Source organism: Bacteroides sp. AM23-12, from assembly GCF_003434395.1.
Classification (GTDB): domain Bacteria; phylum Bacteroidota; class Bacteroidia; order Bacteroidales; family Bacteroidaceae; genus Bacteroides; species Bacteroides thetaiotaomicron.
This window is the reverse complement of record NZ_QTLF01000005.1, coordinates 288,654-307,385: the sequence shown is the minus strand read 5'-3', so window position 1 is coordinate 307,385 and position 18,732 is coordinate 288,654. Positions and strand designations below refer to the sequence as shown.

Below are 18,732 nucleotides of genomic sequence, written 5' to 3'. Positions count from 1 at the left end.
GACTTAAAGATACAAAGACAACGGGTACTTTATCGGGGGCTTACAAATGATGCAAGCTTTCTTTTTATTTCTTTCTTGCTCTTCATTTTCTTTGATGATATAATCATTAATTTGGGATTGTTGATCATTGATTGTTTTTTGCTGCCTGTTTAGCCTTCTTGTATGATTGACATATACATATAAACTAAACAAAAAACTAAATCCCATAATGAGCCATTCAATCCAATCTTTTGTAGAAACATTATTCATTGTCTATATTTTAATAGAAAACATGGAAAATATTTATTTGGCATCTCTTATCGTCCTGATTATTGTACTATTATTTGCAGGCATTGCTTACGCTATAGTATATACATTGAACGAATTGTATGAGACTGCAAGTAGTCTATTGAAGAAAAGAATTATTGCCACCATATCAATTATATTGCTATTAAGTTTTTTGTATTCTTTACCTATATTCATCTCTCATTTTTAAGCATTTGCTTAAACTTAGTCACCTTATCCTCATTCGAATCATCGAAAGATAATATTTTATCAATAATACATGAATCATCTAAATCTTCATGAGAACTTGGAAGCCATCTACATAGATAAACATCTATGTCATTGTTAGATTGCCAATACATAACATAGTTTCCACTAGGTAAGCTTTTATAAAATAAATCACCATTTTTTTGTTCTATACCGTAGTTGGTTAGATAATTTGTAACGTTCATTTTAATTCTGTATTATTAATTGCTATAAGATTACCTATTTGTAAAAGAACTCAAAAAGGCAAACCTGTGATGGCTTCTAAGCTTTCCTCTAAGATGGTTGTTTCAAATAGATTTTTCATATCCTGATTGTCTTTTACAATAGGATATATATTATCTAAATATTTACAGATAATATTTTGCAAACCAGTCATGTCAATAAATTCAATTGTCTTTTCTTTCTTGTTTTTATTTATAATAGCTAAATACTGTTCATTCATTATATTCCAATATGTTTCTGTGTATCTATCTACATTTGTGAGTTTTGCTATAAAAGAATCATTAAATATTAAAGATGTTATTTGCTTAACAATCATTATACAATCATCATAATGCAATTCTTCTTTTCTAGTAAAGGAGATATTAGAATAGAAGTAGTCTCTGAAAAATCTAAAAATAATTAAATTTTGATTATAAATAACTTTAGTGTAATCCCCAGAGTCTTTTAGAATGTTTCGACCAATGGCAGATAGCATTTCGTTCATTCGTTGAGATATATTTTCTAATGAAGAAATTGCATCTAACATTTCATCGTCTTTTTTTCTTCTCTGTAACTGCTGAAGGTATAAAAACAACATTCCTGATAACTGATTCTCTATATAATTCTCAATCTCTTCAACATGATCAAATGTCTTAATTGCAGTCGTGGGCTCTAAGATACTTATGAATTTGAAAATATTAATGTCATCAACATGGGCAAAATTAAATGGTATTTTATCCTCAAATATCTTCTTATTCTTCTTATATGTCTGATATTCTGCATAAACATTTTTATCAATAAACACGAAGGAAGGTATTCCGGCCATAGTAGCTGTCTCGTGCTCCTTTCTTGTTATTGAAACATATTGTTCATACAGCTCTTTTTTGTCTTGAGAAACTTTTTCTCCTGATGCGGTACTTCCATACCGTCCACCAACAATAAGCACCATCATTTGGCAAGTCTTGACTTCGTTATAGCATGACAGGTCTAATGGTTTATTGAACTCGAAAGTAACATTATCATTTTCAAACAGAACAGGTTCCATTCCAAAATTAACAAGAAACCGTTCTATTCTTTCTCTTACATGCTTTAGGTCATAGTATGTTGAACTTAAAAAGACTCTAGGTTTTGCCATAATATTATTTATATCTTGAGTTTTTATTAGTCTTCTTTCTTCACTCGCTTGGGATTGTATGTCCTGTTTTCTTGCAGATCATCACGCTTAATCACGTAATCACCATTATTATCCATTTCCTCAAAAGTTCCTTTATGGGGGGCTTCTTTAGGATAAATCCGTTCAACTTGAACTCGATCACCTTTTTAAAATATTTCTTTTCCCATGTATTTTGACTATTTAGTTATACAATCATTTACTAGACTCCTTATTTATTTGTTTTGTATATGCTTAACTTTAAATTCTTTCATGGACTTTTCTATCTTTTGAAAAAGGTCTGTCGTTTTTGTTGAGTATGTAGATAAAGACCCTCTAGGATCATCTGCAAATCTAAATAATTCATCTGCATCCGCATATATTGATACTAACTCATTATAAGCATCCTTGCAATTTGAAGGATAATCATTTAGTAGTGGCATTATAGTCTCGATTGAATCTCTCTTTTGTTTTAACCTTTTATACGTATCTGTTGTGATTATGAACTCATTAAGCTTTGCTAAGGCTTCATTGAAATCGGTGCAATACTCCCCATTGTATTCATGATCATAAATTACTTTTCTCCAAGTATCACAATAGGTAAGAACTATAGCTTCACTTAAATTAGCTTCTTTCTCAATCATGGAAGCAGCATTAGAGAGTTTTTCTTTATACTTCTTTTCTGAATTACATGAAACCAAAACTATGGTTAGTATTGCAGTTAAATAAAAAAACTTTTTCATCATATTGTTTTTTGTGTTATATAATCAATTAATTGGGCTCCTAAATTCTTTTATTTTTGCTTCTTATAGGTTCCAGCTTCACTTCCAGTTTCGACTTTAAGAGTCGTGCCTGATATCTTACAATCTAAATAATATGGAGTCTTTTCATCTGGATATACATCATAAATATAGATTCTACCTTCCTCGATTTTATAATCGAACATTTGAAAGGAAATTGGAGTAGCATTGCTGTAAATTCCAAAAGAGCCAGTACCATCCTCATCGAAACTTAATAATTTGTGAGTACCTTCGATTCCTGTCGACCAATAACCTATAATGTTATTGCTGTTAAGTTCAGTCCAATCTTCTTCATCTTTGCTGCAGCTAGTTAAGATGAGAATAGCAAAAAGTGTGAATAAAATGTTTTTCATAATACTATAGTTTTATAAGTTGTTTTGTTTTAGTTTATTGAGGCGTTCTTGTCATTCTATAATATCCTTTTATATTATAAGGAACTACATATTATTTGTTCATTAATACATTATAATATTAGGAATTACATTTCGGAGACCTATTATTCGTCTAATTCACAATCACTAGGATACTAAACTACGTAAATGGTGTGTGCAACAAGCAACTATTAGTAAAACCTTTGATTCTTACGATCACTATACTGAAACCTATTACGCTTCATCTAACGCAGTAGCAGCTTCAGCCGAGAGAATCTATCTATTCATCAAAGAGTATATTACTTACTTATCAGATGAAGAGAAAGAAGCCATCTTTCCGGAGAAGTACAAGAAAAAGGATGATTCTTAACCTCGTCCTGTCTTACGTGTAGACGGTTTTGTTTCAGATGGCAATTTAAGAAGCTTACGACTTAGTTCTTCATAAGAGTCTTTGACGTAAATACAATCATCTTTGCTGAATCGGATAATAGTGTAATCTTCATCTTTATATAAAGATTGGATAAAATCAATGTTGATAACCTTTTCAATATCATAGGCATCAATCACCTTGATAAAATTTTTCATAACAGTTTCATTTAGTAAAGAAACGGAAGCCCTGCATCCGGCCTGAGAAACTTGATTCAGAGCTCCGTGTCTTTCGATTAAACATTTTAAAACGTAATCTTTAAAACATTACAAATATGAGCAAAAAAAATGGTTCGGACAATAATATTGTCCCAAATCTCAAAAAATTACCCCTCGCAGAGTATTTTGCAGCCTTACCAAAGGCAGAACGTTGTCCAGTTATCATATCAGCTCCTAAAGAAGATGTTATTACAGCTATTGTAGAAGCGACACAACGTAATCGTCATACAGTTCGTTGCTGGATGTATGGATATACCCAACCTAACAGTATGGTTGAAAAAAAGATTGTGGCTGAGATCTTACAATCAGATGTCGCAACCTTATTTCCTGAAAGAAAGGAGGAATGATTATGACTGGAATGGAATTTTATTTCACTCCTAAAGGTGAAGTTATGATTACCGATGAATGTGGTACGCGTCAATTGGAACAGTCAAATCGGGAGTTTATTTCCGAAATCATAACTCGAATGGGAATATTTTGGCCAGAAGCACTGGAGAAAGCATCATTGGAATATACAGACCGACGGTATAATATTCCTTGGTTTGAATTTTCAATAGTACGTCGTTTTCTTAAATGTAATTTTGGTGAGTTCGATTCAACAATGGATATTGATCAGATGGGAAACTTTCACTTTGAGGAGGTCAAATGTCCGTTAAAGGGTGAATGCAAATATGAAGGAATAATCTGTAAACCAAAATTTAATAGTACACTCTCGGAACGTGAGTTAAGCGTTATGCGATCATTTTATGAAGGGATGGAAGAAAATGCAGTAGCAGATAAGTATTGCATTTCATTGGAAACTGTACGTACACATAAACGGAATGCCTTTAGGCGTATAAATGTCCACTCCTTGGCAGAGTTCTTTTAGTATGCTAGGAAAAACAATCTATTTCAATAACAAGTAAACTCTAAAATCAATATTAATCAGGCAGCATAGCATAGAGATGCAGATGTGTTTCAGTAAATCAGCTCAACACCATTCAAAAGTTAAACAAAGAAACAGCCTATTAGAGATTATGGAAAATTGCTTCGAAATGATGGTAGCACGATGTATTAAGATCGGAATAGTTCAAACGTTGACGATGTTAGGACTACTCCCCGAAGTAGTAACAATATCACAAGCGGAAGATATATACGGAAAACGCCTGATTACAGAATGGCGCGAAAAAGCCTGGATCAAATTTTATCCGGCAAATAATAAGGAACGAGGGAAATATTATGTGAAGCGTTCAGAACTGGAAACAGCCAGCGCAATGATGGACCTGCATAATAAAGTACCGGACAACATTATCAAACAACTAATGCAACTAACCGTATGACCCACATACTCTATCATTTCGCCGTTTGTTACGTTTGGCAGGATTCGTCCGGAGTCATCCATGTTTCCGGGTTGGATATAGTAGCTGGTGGCTATATACTGAGATTCTCTATTATGATAGATTCTAATTTTTATATTGGATGTTCCATCTTGTTTTATATGTCTTCCTGTTTGGAAAACGATCGCTTTAAATGTTGCCATACTGTTTTAATGTTTTTTAAATGTTTAAAATTGCATTAAACAGCTTGGATCGGGGTAATTTGATAGGAGATTGCTTTAATTTCCCCTAAACGGATGCAAATAGAGAAACATGTTCAAAGATAGTTCAAAGAAATACCCTCTTTATTTACCCCAAAACGGGGTATAATTGTGTCTAATTTACATAAACGAAAAAAGCCGATACAAACTGTATCAGCTCAACACCATTCAATTTTTCTTAACTTGAAATTTTCGTCGGGGTAGCGGGATTCGAACCCACGACCCCCTGCTCCCAAAGCAGGTGCGCTAACCGGACTGCGCTACACCCCGAAAACTTTTAACCGAACTCCCTTTTCCTTTTTCGTCGGGGTAGCGGGATTCGAACCCACGACCCCCTGCTCCCAAAGCAGGTGCGCTAACCGGACTGCGCTACACCCCGAAAACTTTTAACCGAACTCCCTTTTCCTTTGTAGTCGGGGTAGCGGGATTCGAACCCACGACCCCCTGCTCCCAAAGCAGGTGCGCTAACCGGACTGCGCTACACCCCGCTACTTTTAAAGGGTTGTTCTTTTCAAAAGCGGTGCAAAGATAGGGAGTATTTTTTAATTATCAATAACTAAATGAATGTTTTTTATTGATTAAATTACAATCGACTGAAATTCATCTGTTTGCAAGTCAACTTTTTTTCTTGGCAGAAATAAGAAGCATCATTGGACGCCGAAGTTCGTCTTGCATTTCCGGAATAGTATCCAGCATCATTTCACTCGGTTGGGGCTCTATCAATTCACAAATTTCAAATCCGGTCTGAAGAAGACTATTAATATATGTAGTTAAAGTCTTATGATACTTCACGACTTCTTCTCCTAAAAAAATAGCAGTACGTTTGCCTTCACTGAAGTAGTGGTCTACAGGCCAGTGAGCACGTTTTCCATCTTGGTCGTAATACCAATCCTGATTACCATAGGCTGTGAATATCGGATGCTCTACTGAAAAAACAAAAGAACCTCCTGCTGTGAGGCAGCTGTTGACTTTACGGCATATATTAATAAAAGATTCCAGATAATGAAAGGTCAAGGAACTGATTACGATATCATAAGTATCCGGTTGAAAGTCGAAATCCTCGATTGCCATACATTTATATTCGATGAGTGGTGAAGAATTTCTTTTTTGAGCTTCTTCCAGCATCTTCCCGGAAATATCAATTCCTGTAACACACTTTGCTCCATGTTCGATGGCATAGATACAGTGCCAGCCAAATCCGCAGCCTAAGTCCAGTACTCTCTTGTCTGTAAAGTCCGGTAGCATTTTCTGTAATATATGCCATTCTCCGGCACCTTGTAATCCCTCTACAGAGCGTGACATTTGAGCATATTGGCTGAAGAAGCGGTCGTCGTCATATTTATTTTCTTTCATAACTTCAATGAGGTTCATATTAGATGGGCAAATATATGCATTTATGCGATTATTGGGACGAATTAACTGAAAATAAAATCAGATAGGATGAACCATCTTTTGCTGTTTTCTGTTTTCAAAGTAGAAAACTAAAAATAAAAAAGCCATATGAAAACGGAAAAACAAAAAGAAACGAATGAAAAGGAAGTTCATTTGTTAGAACAAAAAGGATATGAAAGAATGGTCAATGAGATTGTTCCGGTACAACAAGCGGAAACTTACCGTAAACCGACCCAGAAAGCGGTAAAAGATGCTGTAAAGGAGTTGAATCCTGATACAAATAGTTTGGGTAGCAGAGGATGATCGAGTCCTCTGCTATTTTAAGTAGACGATCAGCAGGCATAATGAATATTCGGGCTATACCAGACTCAGATTAGTCTATTCGTTTAGTGAAAAAACGATCATTCTGAAAAAAAGAATATTTAAACAGGGAGGAAGGGCTATAATTACATCTGTCATAAGCTAAGAATCAATAAACGCCTGCATCTTTAAATAGGAAAGTACATAATTTCATTAATTGTCTGATATACTGATCGACTTGAACTGTTCTTTCCCTTGTTGCTAATCATTAAGCTGGATGAATGGCTTAATGATAATCATTATGCTACTTCTTGCCTTGCTTATAATTCTAATAAATCAGATGAAAACAAGCACTGAATCGCCTTTTTATCTCTTTCGCATCAAGGAAAAATAAGTTCCTCGGTGAGCAAGGTAGCGTTGGTTTAAAACCAACGAGGTGTTCCTTTTAAACCAATAAGTGTTTTGTACATACGAAAAGATGTATATATTATGCCGTTTTATGCAATATCAGGCTGCGTTTTCGCATATTATTGCATTTATTTATGCAGTTTATTTTCTGGTTTGTTGCTTTTGGTACAATAATTTTGGGACGTAATCTTAAGAATAGCACATCAAGATGCAAATATCAAAGGCTCTTATTTAGGAAAAGTAAGGATAAAACTGCTTCCTTTACCCACTTCCGACTTAACATTAATACTTCCTTCATGCAAAGTCATGATTTGCTTGCATAAACTTAATCCGATCCCCGAACCGGATGTTTTGGTGGTAAAGAAAGGAACAAATATTTTATCCAGCACATCGGGCAGAATACCTTCTCCATTATCAGATATCGTTAATGTCGTATTTCCGGCAGAAAGTTTTCTTGCTTTTACCTGAATCTTCTTATCTGATTTCCGACTGCATGCTTCACGGGCATTTTTCAGCAGATTAATAAGAATCTGTTCTATTTGTGTTCGGTCCACATTTAATTTCAGTTCGGGCGAGGGAACCTCAAACTGAAACTCTTCTTCCGGAAATAATTTCTTTAAATCCGTGAATAATTCCGCAATAGAAATTTGTGTACGAATAGGAGCAGGGATTCGTGTGAGCCGGCGATAGTTCTCTACAAATTCCAGTAATCCTTTGCTTCTTCTGTGAATGGTCTGCATGGCTTGCAGCATAACAGAATATTCTTTTTCTCCCAGTTGACTGGGGATCCCTCTCTCGCTTAATGTTTCCGAAAGAGAAATGATTGGTGTGATAGAGTTCATGATTTCATGAGTCAGCACGCGTATCAGCTTTTGCCAGGCTTCCATTTCATTGCGTTCCAATACAGAATGAATGTTTTTTAAACTGATTAACTGCTGTTCTCTACCTTGAGTGGCAAATGTAGTGCGTGATATGGCCATTTCCAGCACAGTGCTATTTTGTTCGATACGGATGACGGGGGTGTCATGGGCAACAGAAGCCTTTAGCAATGTTTCCGGCAATTGTGATATTTGTCCTAAGTGGATAACGGCCGCCTGATTCATCCATTCTATATGTCCGGCTTTATCGACAACAAGCACTGCCGTATCAACTTTGTTCAATAAGTTCTCGTAGTATTGGTGCTTGATCTCTTCTGCCAGCAATCTTCCCCGAAAATCTTTTAAAGTATCCGAAAGTTCTTCCGCCCATTCATTCATTATTTTGTTTTTGAAAGGTGGATGGAAAGTTTGCATCATGTCATTATAGCGGAGGCCGTCTGTCAGTCGTCGCAATAGGGCAATTTGTTTGAACTGCATACGGTAAAGGTGTATAGCCGTGGTTATCAGCAATATAATGCAGATAGTAGTGCTGAACCATAACTGCTTTTGAAATAACAGGTAGCTACTGATAGAAAACAATACTATCAGTAAGATATGTAAAATCACTCTGAATGCAAATCGTCTCATAAGCCTAGTTTTTCAAGTTTGCGATATAAGGCAAAGCGGGTAATGCCTAAATAGTCGGCAGCACGTGAGATATTCCCTTCACTAAGTTTCATTGCTTTTTCAATGGTTTGCCGTTCCAGTTGTTCAAGGTTCAAAACAATTTCTTCTTCCTTTTTTTGCTTGGGGGTGACGTGGAACTGGAAGTTTTCGGGTTTTAACAAAGAACCGTCTCCCAATATTACGACACGTTCCATTGTATGTTGCAACTCCCGTACATTGCCCGGCCACGTATATTTCAATAACTTATTTTTGGCTTCCCGTGTCAAGCCACGCATTTCTTTTTTATATTTGCGTACATAACGGTCCAGAAAATATTCGGCAAGCAGAATGATATCATTCCCACGTTCGCGGAGCGGGGGAATATGTATTTCAATTGTGTTAATACGATAGAGTAAGTCCTGACGGAAACTTCCTTCATCCACCATACGGCGAATATCCGCATTCGTTGCGCAAATCAGACGAACATCAATAGGCACGGCCTGTGTGCTTCCTAAGCGGCTGATCTGCCGTTTTTCGATCGCAGTGAGCAGCTTCGATTGCATGGGAAGCGAAAGATTACCGATTTCATCAAGGAATAAAGTACCATTGGTGGCAACTTCCATCCGTCCGGCTTTTGACTTTTTAGCATCGGTGAAAGCTCCTTTTTCAAATCCGAACAGTTCACTTTCGAAAAGTTGTTCGGGGATACTTCCCAGGTCGATGGTGACAAAAGGTTTGCCGTATCGGGGGGAACAGCGGTATAACAGTCGGGCAATCACGTCTTTTCCCGTTCCGTTTTCTCCCAAAATCAGAATGTTGGCATCTGTACTGCTAAGTTTGTTTATGGTTGCGAATACTTCCTGCATGACCGGAGATTCTCCGATAATGTCCCCTTCCGGAGAACTTTGTCCGCTGAGTGCTTCTACTTGCTCTTTTAAGATGTTTACCTCCCGTTGAGATTGGCGCAGACGCATACCGGAGGTGAGAGTAGCCAGCAATTTCTCCTTCTCCCAAGGTTTGGGGATAAAATCTGTTGCACCGGCTTTAATGGCCCGTACAGCTTTATCTGTATCCGCATATGCAGTCATGAAGATGACAATAGCTTGCGGATCAATCTGCAAAATCTGCTTCAGACTTTCAAAACCTTCCTGACCGCTAATTGCATCACGGCTGAAATTCATATCTAATAAGATAAGATCGGGCTGAAAGGTAGTCATAAAATGCTCAATCCGGTCGGGAGTGGTAGCTACCTTTATCTTTTCCGTATAGGGTTCGAGTAGTAGATTGAGGGCAAAGAGCACATCTTCGTTATCATCTACAATGAGTATCTTTCCTAGTTTGTTGACTTCATCCATAGGGTATGGGGTATATGATTCGTTACTTATCCTAAAGTTTTAATGCAAGGGCAAAGATATGGATAATAATCATGTGTTGTATGTGCGATTGCGCACTAAATTTGTGCGTATTTGCACGCTGCTTGTAATAGTGTGGTAAATGTAAATAGCTGAATTATAATGAAATATAAGAATGGCACAGGTTTTGAATAGTAAATAACAAATAAATCTAAGAATGAATCTGAAAATACTCTATATAACACTCGGAATCCTGTCGACTGAACTGCTGGCTGCTCAAAATCAAACAATGGAGATGTCGTTGGAGCAGGTGGTGAAAATAGCCCGTCTGGAATCACCTGATGCACAGACTGCACGACATAGTTTTCGTTCGGCTTACTGGAACTACAAATATTATCGGGCTAACTATTTGCCATCTTTGAGTTTGTCATCCGATCCTAATCTGAATCGTGCCATCAATAAGATTACAATGGGGGACGGTTCCGTTAAGTTTGTCGAGCAAAATCTGTTGAATACCGATCTGACTTTGAACCTGTCGCAGAATATTCCCTGGACCGGAGGTTCTCTTTTTCTCGAAACATCTGCGCAACGTATGGACTTGTTCAGCGAACATAAATACTCATGGCAAACTTCTCCTGTCATGATAGGATATCGCCAGTCGCTTTTTGGTTATAATAGTCTGAAATGGGATAAACGTATAGAACCGGTACGCTATCAGGAAGCCAAGAAAAGTTATGTGGAAACACTGGAACTTGTTTCCGCCAATGCAATTAATAAATTCTTCGCTTTGGCTACCGCTCAAAGTAATTACGATATTGCTTCTTTCAATTATACAAATGCCGACACGCTCTATCGTTACGCTCAGGGGCGCTACAATATAGGCACGATCACAGAGAATGAAATGCTGCAGTTAGAATTGAATCGTCTGACCGAAGAAACAAATCGTATGAATGCCCGTATAGAAATGGATAATTGCATGCAGGAACTTCGTTCTTATCTGGGCATTCAGGAAGATCGGGAACTTCGTGTGCGTATCAACTCCCAAGTGCCGGATTTCAGTGTCAATCTGGATGAAGCATTGGCATTGGCATACGAAAATAGTCCGGATATACAGACGATGAAACGAAGAAAACTGGAAAGCGAGAGTGCTGTGGCAAGAGCCCGTGCCAATGCGGGGCTGAAAGCAGATATTTATCTCCGTTTCGGACTGACGCAGACTGCCGAAAAGTTGCCGGATGCTTATCGGAATCTGTTAGACCAGCAATATGTAAGTCTGAGTATCGCTCTTCCTATTTTAGATTGGGGAAGAGGGAAAGGACAAGTGCGGGTAGCCCGTTCCAATCGTGATCTAGTATATACGCAAGTGGAGCAAAATCGGACGGATTTTGAATTGAATGTCCGCAAACTGGTGAAACAATTTAATCTGCAAACACAACGGGTACGTATCGCTGCCCGTACAGATGAAACGGCTCAACGAAGAAATGAAGTTGCCCGCAAACTTTATATACTGGGAAAATCCACTATCCTTGATCTGAATGCTTCCATTGCCGAGAAAGATAGTGCCCGCCGTAATTACGTATCGGCTTTGTACAATTATTGGAGCTTATATTACACACTTCGAAGTATGACACTTTACGATTTTGAACGGAATATGCTATTGACAGAAGATTACAATCTTCTTATAGAATAGCAACTTACTTAGCTTTAATAAATAAAAATATAAAATACCTGATAAAGTCATGGATATAAAATTAGAAAAGAAACCTTGGTACATTCGATACAGATACTATCTGATAGGCGGACTTTTGTTTGCTGCCTTTCTGATTTATGTAATTGTTCTGTCATTAGGCCCCCGAAAATTACGTATTGATGCCGAAAATATTCAGATAGCGGAAGTGAAAGAGGATAATTTTATGGAATATGTAGATGTGGAGGGACTGATTCAGCCTATACTGACTATCAAAATCAATACCCGCGAAGCGGGAAGCGTTGAAAGCATCGTTGGTGAGGAAGGGAGTCTGCTCCATCAGGGGGATACCATTATCGTCCTTTCCAATCCAGACCTGCTTCGCAGCATTGAAGACCAGCGTGACGAATGGGAAAAGCAAATGATTACCTATCAGGAACAGGAGATTGAGATGGAACAGAAAAGTCTTAATCTGAAGCAGCAGGCTCTGACGAATAATTATGAACTGGAACGACTGAAAAAGAGCATTGCCCTTGATCGGGAAGAGTTTCAGATGGGAGTAAAGAGTAAGGCTCAACTACAAGTAGCCGAAGATGAATATAACTACAAACTAAAAAACGCGGCATTGCAACAAGAAAGCCTGCGACATGATTCGGCTGTTACGATGATTCGTAAAGAACTGATTCGCAATGACCGTGAACGGGAGCACAAGAAATATGAACGTACTCATGAGCGATTGAATAACCTGGTGGTGACGGCTCCTATAAAAGGGCAACTAAGCTTTGTCAGGGTTACTCCGGGGCAGCAGGTTTCTTCCGGCGAAAGCATTGCCGAAATAAAGGTACTCGATCAGTATAAGATACATACTTCGCTAAGCGAATATTACATTGACAGGATCACTACCGGACTGCCTGCTACCGTCAATTATCAGGGAAAGAAATATCCGCTGAAAATAACGAAAGTCGTCCCTGAAGTAAAAGACCGTATGTTTGATGTCGATCTTGTCTTTACCGGCGATATGCCCGATAATGTCAGAGTTGGCAAAAGCTTCCGTGTACAGATTGAATTAGGTCAGCCGGAACGGGCGCTTATTATTCCACGGGGTAATTTCTATCAGTCTACAGGAGGACAATGGATTTACAAAGTGAATGCTTCGAAGACAAAAGCAATCCGTGTACCATTAAGTATTGGGCGGCAGAATCCGCAGCAGTACGAAATTACGGAAGGTTTGCAGACGGGAGATTGGGTAATTACGACAGGATATGATACCTTTGGCGATGCAGAGGAGTTGATATTGAAATAAGGAATATATAATATTATGAAGATAATACGGTTGGTAATTTATTAAGGAACCGATTTATTTCTCATAAAAACGAATAAACACAATAACTTTTAAATATTACAATTATGATCAAGACAATTAATTTACAGAAGATTTTCAAGACCGAAGAAGTGGAAACTTGGGCGTTGAATAATGTAAGTATCGAGGTGAAGCAAGGAGAGTTCGTTGCCATTATGGGACCTTCCGGTTGTGGAAAGTCAACATTGCTCAATATTCTTGGGTTATTGGACAATCCGACAGGAGGGGAATATTACCTCAATGGAACAGAAGTTTCCAAGTACACAGAGTCACAGCGTACCAGCCTTCGTAAAGGAGTGATCGGTTTCGTCTTTCAAAGCTTCAATCTGATAGATGAATTGAATGTTTATGAAAATATTGAATTGCCTTTGCTTTACATGGGTATCTCAGCTTCCGAACGTAAAAAGAGAGTGGAGACTGCTATGGAACGAATGGCTATCACACATCGCAGCAAACACTTCCCGCAACAACTTTCCGGAGGTCAGCAGCAGCGTGTTGCTATTGCCCGTGCAGTAGTTGCCAATCCTAAGTTGATCCTGGCCGATGAGCCTACCGGTAATCTGGACTCAAAGAACGGTAAAGAAGTGATGGGGCTATTGAGTGAACTAAATAAGGAAGGAACCACTATTGTGATGGTAACACATTCACAGCACGATGCCGGTTATGCCGACCGTATCATTAATTTGTTTGACGGACAGGTAGTAACGGAAGTCAGTATGTAATATATTCATAAAGTACCATGATTAAACACTATTTGAAAGTAGCCTTTCGCAATTTGGTAAAGTACAAGACACAGAGCCTTGTCAGTATCATTGGATTAGCTGTTGGTTTCACTTGTTTTGCGCTGTCTGTCTTATGGATTCGTTATGAAATGACTTACGATACTTTCCATAACGGAGCCGACCGTATCTATATGGTACGTGCGCATTATACTGATTCCCCTGGTAGTACATCCAATGTTACTCCTTACCCTTTGGCAAACTATTTACAGGAGAAAATGCCGGAGATAGAAGCTACTGCTTCCACTTCCATATATCGGGATATGAAATTCCGTATGGGAGATAATGAACAGGAGGTAGTAATGGCTACAGCAGATTCTGTTTTCATGAACTTTTTCAATATACGGCTGCTGAAAGGAACAGTCAACTTCCTGAAAGAAAATGATCCGGAAATCGCCATTACGGAAGAGTTTGCCCGAAAGCTTTTTGGCAGTGAAGAGGATGCTTTGGGGAAAGAAGTAGAACTGAGCGGACGTCCCCGTAAGATAGGCGCCATTGTGAGCGGATGGTCTCGTCATTCCAATATACCGTATAGTGTATTGAGTTCGGCAAGGCGCTATCCACGCTGGAGTAGTAAGGGAGAACAACTGTTTATCCGTGTTCGCGCAGGAGTGGATAGGGATACTTTTCAAAAGAAGATGGAAGACATTGATATCTTGGATATTCCCAAAGAGAGCGAACTTGTGAAGCTTCTGATCACGCCCATTTCGGCTTTGCGTTATTCGGATTATGTTTCTAAAGTAGAGGTAGTTATCTCCTTCAGTTATATTTTCTATTTCTCTTTAGCAGGCGGATTGGTCATTATTTGTTCCTTATTCAATTACCTGACGCTTTATATCAGTCGGCTTTGCATGCGTAGTAGTGAAATGGCGCTTCGTAAAGTAAATGGTGCAAGTAATACATCTTTATCGGTGCAGTTTGCCATTGAACTGTTGTTGATTCTATGTATCGCCCTGTTATGCGGACTGTTGATGATAGAGGTGAGTCTGTCCGGCTTCCTGAACTTCACACAGATAGAGGCCAGTGTATATTATGGAGAGATCATTGCATATCTTTTGATTGTAATCATTCTGTCTTTCCTGTTTGCACAGATGCCTTTATCTTATTTTCGCCGTCGGACATTGCAGGAAGCGATAAAAGGAAAAGCGGTAGCTACCAGACCTTATTTGTTTCGTAAGATAGGAATTATCATGCAGTTAGTTGTCAGTCTTGCTTTTATCTTCTGTGCGGCTGTTATGATGAAGCAACTCTATTTTCTGAAAAATACGGACTTAGGAATGGAACGTCATAATGTCGGTAATGTAGCCTTATGGAATGGTGATATTAAGCAATGGTCGGCGAAGATAGCTACTTTGCCCATGGTGACAGAGGCTTTACCCCCTTCGTATTTCCCGATTATTCCTACAGGACCGATGATGTATGTCGAAATAAACAACTGGGATGATTCGTCGAAAGCGGTTGAAGAACCTTTAACAGTTGGTATGATGCCTGCTAAAGAAGAATTCTTTGAATTCTATAAATTGAATTTATTGGAAGGCGAGTTTATATCGGACAAGAATCAAGAAAATGAAGTAGTGATAGATGAAAATACATGCCGTAAATTTGGATGGAAACGGGCTTTGGGCAAAAGTTTCTATCATGAATATAATGGTCAGCGTAGCCTATATAAGGTTGTCGGAGTAGTCAGGAACTTTAGCTATCGTTCTCCTACGAGTGAACCGGGACTGATTGCTTTTCAGCATCCTAAAGCGCAAGATTATCTGTTGAATCGTGCCAGCATTCTGTTTAAATTTAGAGAGGGCACGTGGAATGAATGTCGTGCGACCATAGAGAAACTGTACAGAGAGGAATTTCCGAATGCGTATATGCGATTGTTTAATGAAGAAGAGGAATATAACAAGTACCTCCGCTCCGAAGATGCACTGATGAAATTATTGAGTTTTGTATCATTGGTTTGCGTCATTATTTCTGTATTCGGAGTTTTCTCATTGGTAACGCTGTCTTGTGAACAGCGTCAGAAAGAGATTGCTATACGTAAGGTGAACGGAGCGCAAATCCATCATATCCTGCAGATGTTCTTCCAGGAATATTTATTGTTATTGATCATAGCTGCCGTTATTGCATTCCCCACAGGATATGTTGTAATGAGGAGATGGATCGACAGCTACGTGAGACAAACATCGATAGATGGCTGGGTATATATAAGTATCTTTGTTGTGATAGCTATTATTCTTTTGCTTAGCATCATTTGGAGAGTATGGAAAGCTGCCCGGCAGAATCCGGCAGAAATTATCAAGAGTGAATAACATAAACACAATGTCATGATATATCATTATTTAAAAATAGCTTTTCGCAATCTGATCAAGTACAAGACGCAGAGTATTGTAAGTATAGTCGGCTTGGCAATTGGTTTCACCTGTTTTGCATTGTCTGCCCTATGGATACGTTATGAAATGACATACGATACGTTTCATGAAGGGGCGGAGCGCATCTACTTGGCAGGTAATAAATTTGATTTGCAGGGAGACGGATTTTCTTATTATTCATCCAGTTTGTTGGCTGATTATATAAAGAAAAACTGTCCGGAGGTGGAGAGTGCTTGCCATATATATAATGGAGGTATAACTTCCATTGAACATGAGAAGAATGTATATCATACATACCAGTTGGAAGTTGATTCTAACTTTATTTCAATGTTTAATATCATTACGATAGATGGCGATAATCGTTTGAGACTGGGGGATAAACAAATTGCCATTACGGATAAAACCGCCCAAAAAATATTCGGAGAAGAATCCCCGATAGGCAAACAATTGCTATTTCCTGACAGAGGAAATGCTGAAATGACGATTGTCGCAGTAGTAAAATCATGGGAAGGACATTCCATGTATCCTTTTGATATTTTGTTACCATATAAAGATCGAGATCCGGATTGGGGAAGACAGCAATGCCATACTCTTTTCCGTATCTATCCGAATAGTGATGTAGAAGCTGTAGAGAAGAGACTGGCGAAATATAAAATACAACTGGACTCATATAGCCCGGTTATATCTACTCCTATAGCTCTGTTATCAACATTGAGGAGTACTCATCCGAGGGAGGATATCAATGTCAAATTGAATCATGTTCGTCTTTTTGCTTGCATTGGAGCTTTGGTTATTATTTGCGGATTATGTAACTATTTAACAATGCTCGTAACCCGTATCCGAATGCGCAAGCGCGAATTGGCACTACGAAAGGTGAATGGAGCCTCCAATGGCAATCTTCTTTCATTACTCCTTTCAGAATTGATCTTGTTGCTTGTGCTGTCATTAGGTTTGGGAATCATGATGATAGAGTTAATTCTGCCTGTTTTTAAGGAGTTGTCGCAAATCGATGAGAGTACTTCATACTTTTATAGTGAAGTGTTTGTATATATATTATTATTGTTACTGATAACAATGGGTTTTGCAGCTATACTTGTGCGCTATGTCAACAAGCGGACATTGCTCGATAGTATCAATCACAAATCAAATCTTCATCTTTCCGGCTGGTTTTATAAAGGTAGCATTTTATTCCAGCTTTTTATAAGTATCGGTTTTGTGTTCTGCACTTTGGTCATGATGAAGCAACTCAATTTTCTGCAAAATTCCAAAGAATTGGGATTGGAGAAACATAATGTGGGAGCCATTCTTTCTATTTATGGATTTGAAAATACCCCTTTCAAAGAGATACTAAAGCAGATGCCTGATGTAACAGAATGTTTATGTGGTTTTTCCAGTCCTATTCCTAAATCGTCATTTTCTTCTTATGAATTGAGGGAATGGGAAGGACAGACTGATAAAGAACAACGAATCAAATTAGAGAATGAAACAATCAATCAGGATTATGTTGATTTCTTTCAGATAGACGTTATAGAAGGTGATATGTTGGATGAAAAAGACGGACAAGGAGTAGTGGTAATCAATGAAGCTGCCGTAAAAGCTTTCGGATGGTCTCAACCGATAGGTAAAAAGATATATCTGAATGAAGTTTGCACAGTGAAAGGTGTTATCAGAGATATATATTATAATGCCCCGATTTATCCAGTGATTCCGGCTGTATTCTTTTTGCCGAAGGATAATCCGGGCAACGGAAACAGAGGACCTTTTCTTTTTAAATTTAAAGAAGGTACATGGAATAAAGTATACCAAAAACTGCAGGAAGAGGCGCATAAGGACAATATGGATGCGGTATTGGACTTGATAAATATGGAAGATACCTACAATGAATACATGAAGTCAGAAAACACATTAAGCAAGTTATTGAGTGTTGTTTCTCTTATCTGTATAGTGATTGCCGTATTTGGTATATTCTCCTTAGTGACTTTATCATGCGAACAGCGTCGAAAGGAGATTGCCATTCGGAAAGTAAACGGTGCAAGTGTTAAAGTTATTTTGAACTTATTCTTTAAAGAGTATTTGCTTCTGCTTATCGTTGCGTCATTCATCGCTTTTCCATTAGGATATGCCATTATGAAGCACTGGCTTGAAGGATATGTAAAACAGACTTCGATAGACATCTGGATATATGCAGGAATATTTGTAGCAATGCTTCTTATTATTTTTATAAGTATTATCTGGAGAGTTTGGAGAGCTGCCCGACAGAATCCGGCAGAGGTAATTAAGAGTGAATAAAA

At 38.1% G+C, this 18,732-nt stretch carries 19 protein-coding genes and 3 tRNA genes; 10 read left to right on the top strand and 12 right to left on the bottom strand.

All coding sequences use genetic code 11. The features are described 5' to 3' along the window. Positions 1 to 458: 458 nt before the first annotated feature. The 4 genes from DW640_RS07770 to DW640_RS07755 form a co-directional block, all read right to left on the bottom strand. Positions 459 to 716 (bottom strand): hypothetical protein, encoded by a 258-nt coding sequence (locus DW640_RS07770; RefSeq protein ID WP_090614099.1) that lies wholly within the window; start codon positions 714 to 716, stop codon positions 459 to 461. Between the two features lie 50 nt (positions 717 to 766). Then, positions 767 to 1,867, bottom strand: coding sequence for a DUF4062 domain-containing protein (locus tag DW640_RS07765; RefSeq protein WP_090614101.1), 1,101 nt, complete (start codon positions 1,865 to 1,867; stop codon positions 767 to 769). A 251-nt stretch (positions 1,868 to 2,118) separates the two neighbouring features. Continuing rightward, the gene (locus DW640_RS07760; protein ID WP_224207172.1) at positions 2,119 to 2,628 is read right to left on the bottom strand and encodes a hypothetical protein; all 510 of its coding nucleotides are present in this window, start codon (positions 2,626 to 2,628) and stop codon (positions 2,119 to 2,121) included. 47 nt (positions 2,629 to 2,675) lie between these two features. Continuing rightward, complete coding sequence (locus tag DW640_RS07755) at positions 2,676 to 3,035, bottom strand: DUF5640 domain-containing protein (RefSeq protein ID WP_011107485.1); 360 nt, start codon at positions 3,033 to 3,035, stop codon at positions 2,676 to 2,678. A 193-nt stretch (positions 3,036 to 3,228) separates the two neighbouring features. On the opposite strand from DW640_RS07755, the gene DW640_RS07750 reads away from it, so the two are divergent. Further along, positions 3,229 to 3,423: a hypothetical protein gene (locus tag DW640_RS07750; protein ID WP_011107486.1), complete on the top strand. Its 195-nt coding sequence runs from the start codon at positions 3,229 to 3,231 to the stop codon at positions 3,421 to 3,423. Here DW640_RS07750 and DW640_RS07745 read toward each other — a convergent pair. Further along, on the bottom strand, positions 3,420 to 3,638 hold the full coding sequence (locus DW640_RS07745; protein ID WP_011107487.1) for a hypothetical protein: 219 nt from the start codon (positions 3,636 to 3,638) through the stop codon (positions 3,420 to 3,422). The two genes, DW640_RS07750 and DW640_RS07745, sit on opposite strands and share 4 nt — an antisense overlap. 116 nt (positions 3,639 to 3,754) lie before the next feature. On the opposite strand from DW640_RS07745, the gene DW640_RS07740 reads away from it, so the two are divergent. The 3 genes from DW640_RS07740 to DW640_RS07730 all read left to right on the top strand — a co-directional run bounded on the left by DW640_RS07740 (position 3,755) and on the right by DW640_RS07730 (position 5,017). After that, positions 3,755 to 4,045, top strand: a complete 291-nt coding sequence (locus DW640_RS07740; protein ID WP_117577758.1) for a hypothetical protein — start codon at positions 3,755 to 3,757, stop codon at positions 4,043 to 4,045. Between the two features lie 2 nt (positions 4,046 to 4,047). Beyond that, positions 4,048 to 4,566, top strand: a complete 519-nt coding sequence (locus tag DW640_RS07735; RefSeq protein WP_225665408.1) for a LuxR C-terminal-related transcriptional regulator — start codon at positions 4,048 to 4,050, stop codon at positions 4,564 to 4,566. Positions 4,567 to 4,714: 148 nt separating this feature from the next. Then, positions 4,715 to 5,017: a hypothetical protein gene (locus tag DW640_RS07730; protein ID WP_187323747.1), complete on the top strand. Its 303-nt coding sequence runs from the start codon at positions 4,715 to 4,717 to the stop codon at positions 5,015 to 5,017. On the opposite strand, the gene DW640_RS23945 is transcribed toward DW640_RS07730, so the two are convergent. From DW640_RS23945 to DW640_RS07705, 5 genes are all read right to left on the bottom strand, one after another. Continuing rightward, positions 4,915 to 5,217, bottom strand: a complete 303-nt coding sequence (locus tag DW640_RS23945) for an Arm DNA-binding domain-containing protein (RefSeq protein ID WP_225011949.1) — start codon at positions 5,215 to 5,217, stop codon at positions 4,915 to 4,917. The two genes, DW640_RS07730 and DW640_RS23945, sit on opposite strands and share 103 nt — an antisense overlap. A 252-nt stretch (positions 5,218 to 5,469) precedes the next feature. Further along, positions 5,470 to 5,544, bottom strand: a tRNA-Pro gene (locus tag DW640_RS07720). Between the two features lie 34 nt (positions 5,545 to 5,578). Beyond that, a tRNA-Pro gene (locus tag DW640_RS07715) sits at positions 5,579 to 5,653 on the bottom strand. A gap of 34 nt (positions 5,654 to 5,687) precedes the next feature. Continuing rightward, a tRNA-Pro gene (locus tag DW640_RS07710) sits at positions 5,688 to 5,762 on the bottom strand. A gap of 127 nt (positions 5,763 to 5,889) precedes the next feature. Beyond that, a complete protein-coding gene (locus DW640_RS07705; RefSeq protein WP_182427090.1) occupies positions 5,890 to 6,627 on the bottom strand; it encodes a bifunctional 2-polyprenyl-6-hydroxyphenol methylase/3-demethylubiquinol 3-O-methyltransferase UbiG in 738 nt (245 codons plus the stop codon). Positions 6,628 to 6,774: 147 nt separating this feature from the next. On the opposite strand from DW640_RS07705, the gene DW640_RS07700 reads away from it, so the two are divergent. Then, entirely contained in the window at positions 6,775 to 6,969 is a 195-nt protein-coding gene (locus tag DW640_RS07700) for a hypothetical protein (RefSeq protein ID WP_008761523.1), read from the top strand. A 632-nt stretch (positions 6,970 to 7,601) separates the two neighbouring features. On the opposite strand, the gene DW640_RS07695 is transcribed toward DW640_RS07700, so the two are convergent. Both DW640_RS07695 and DW640_RS07690 read right to left on the bottom strand, forming a co-directional pair. Beyond that, positions 7,602 to 8,879 (bottom strand): PAS domain-containing sensor histidine kinase, encoded by a 1,278-nt coding sequence (locus DW640_RS07695; protein ID WP_055298434.1) that lies wholly within the window; start codon positions 8,877 to 8,879, stop codon positions 7,602 to 7,604. Further along, a complete protein-coding gene (locus DW640_RS07690) occupies positions 8,876 to 10,252 on the bottom strand; it encodes a sigma-54 dependent transcriptional regulator (RefSeq protein WP_090614115.1) in 1,377 nt (458 codons plus the stop codon). Before DW640_RS07690 ends, DW640_RS07695 begins: the two co-directional genes overlap by 4 nt. 214 nt (positions 10,253 to 10,466) lie before the next feature. On the opposite strand from DW640_RS07690, the gene DW640_RS07685 reads away from it, so the two are divergent. From DW640_RS07685 to DW640_RS07665, 5 genes are all read left to right on the top strand, one after another. Beyond that, positions 10,467 to 11,939, top strand: coding sequence for a TolC family protein (locus DW640_RS07685; protein WP_090614118.1), 1,473 nt, complete (start codon positions 10,467 to 10,469; stop codon positions 11,937 to 11,939). 49 nt (positions 11,940 to 11,988) lie between these two features. Further along, positions 11,989 to 13,239: an efflux RND transporter periplasmic adaptor subunit gene (locus DW640_RS07680; protein ID WP_117577751.1), complete on the top strand. Its 1,251-nt coding sequence runs from the start codon at positions 11,989 to 11,991 to the stop codon at positions 13,237 to 13,239. 104 nt (positions 13,240 to 13,343) lie between these two features. After that, entirely contained in the window at positions 13,344 to 14,018 is a 675-nt protein-coding gene (locus DW640_RS07675) for an ABC transporter ATP-binding protein (protein ID WP_008761529.1), read from the top strand. 17 nt (positions 14,019 to 14,035) lie between these two features. Continuing rightward, on the top strand, positions 14,036 to 16,381 hold the full coding sequence (locus tag DW640_RS07670) for an FtsX-like permease family protein (RefSeq protein ID WP_117577749.1): 2,346 nt from the start codon (positions 14,036 to 14,038) through the stop codon (positions 16,379 to 16,381). Positions 16,382 to 16,396: 15 nt separating this feature from the next. Further along, positions 16,397 to 18,730 carry an ABC transporter permease gene (locus DW640_RS07665; RefSeq protein WP_117577747.1) on the top strand — a complete coding sequence of 778 codons (2,334 nt, stop codon included), beginning with the start codon at positions 16,397 to 16,399 and terminating at the stop codon, positions 18,728 to 18,730. Positions 18,731 to 18,732 lie beyond the last annotated feature (2 nt).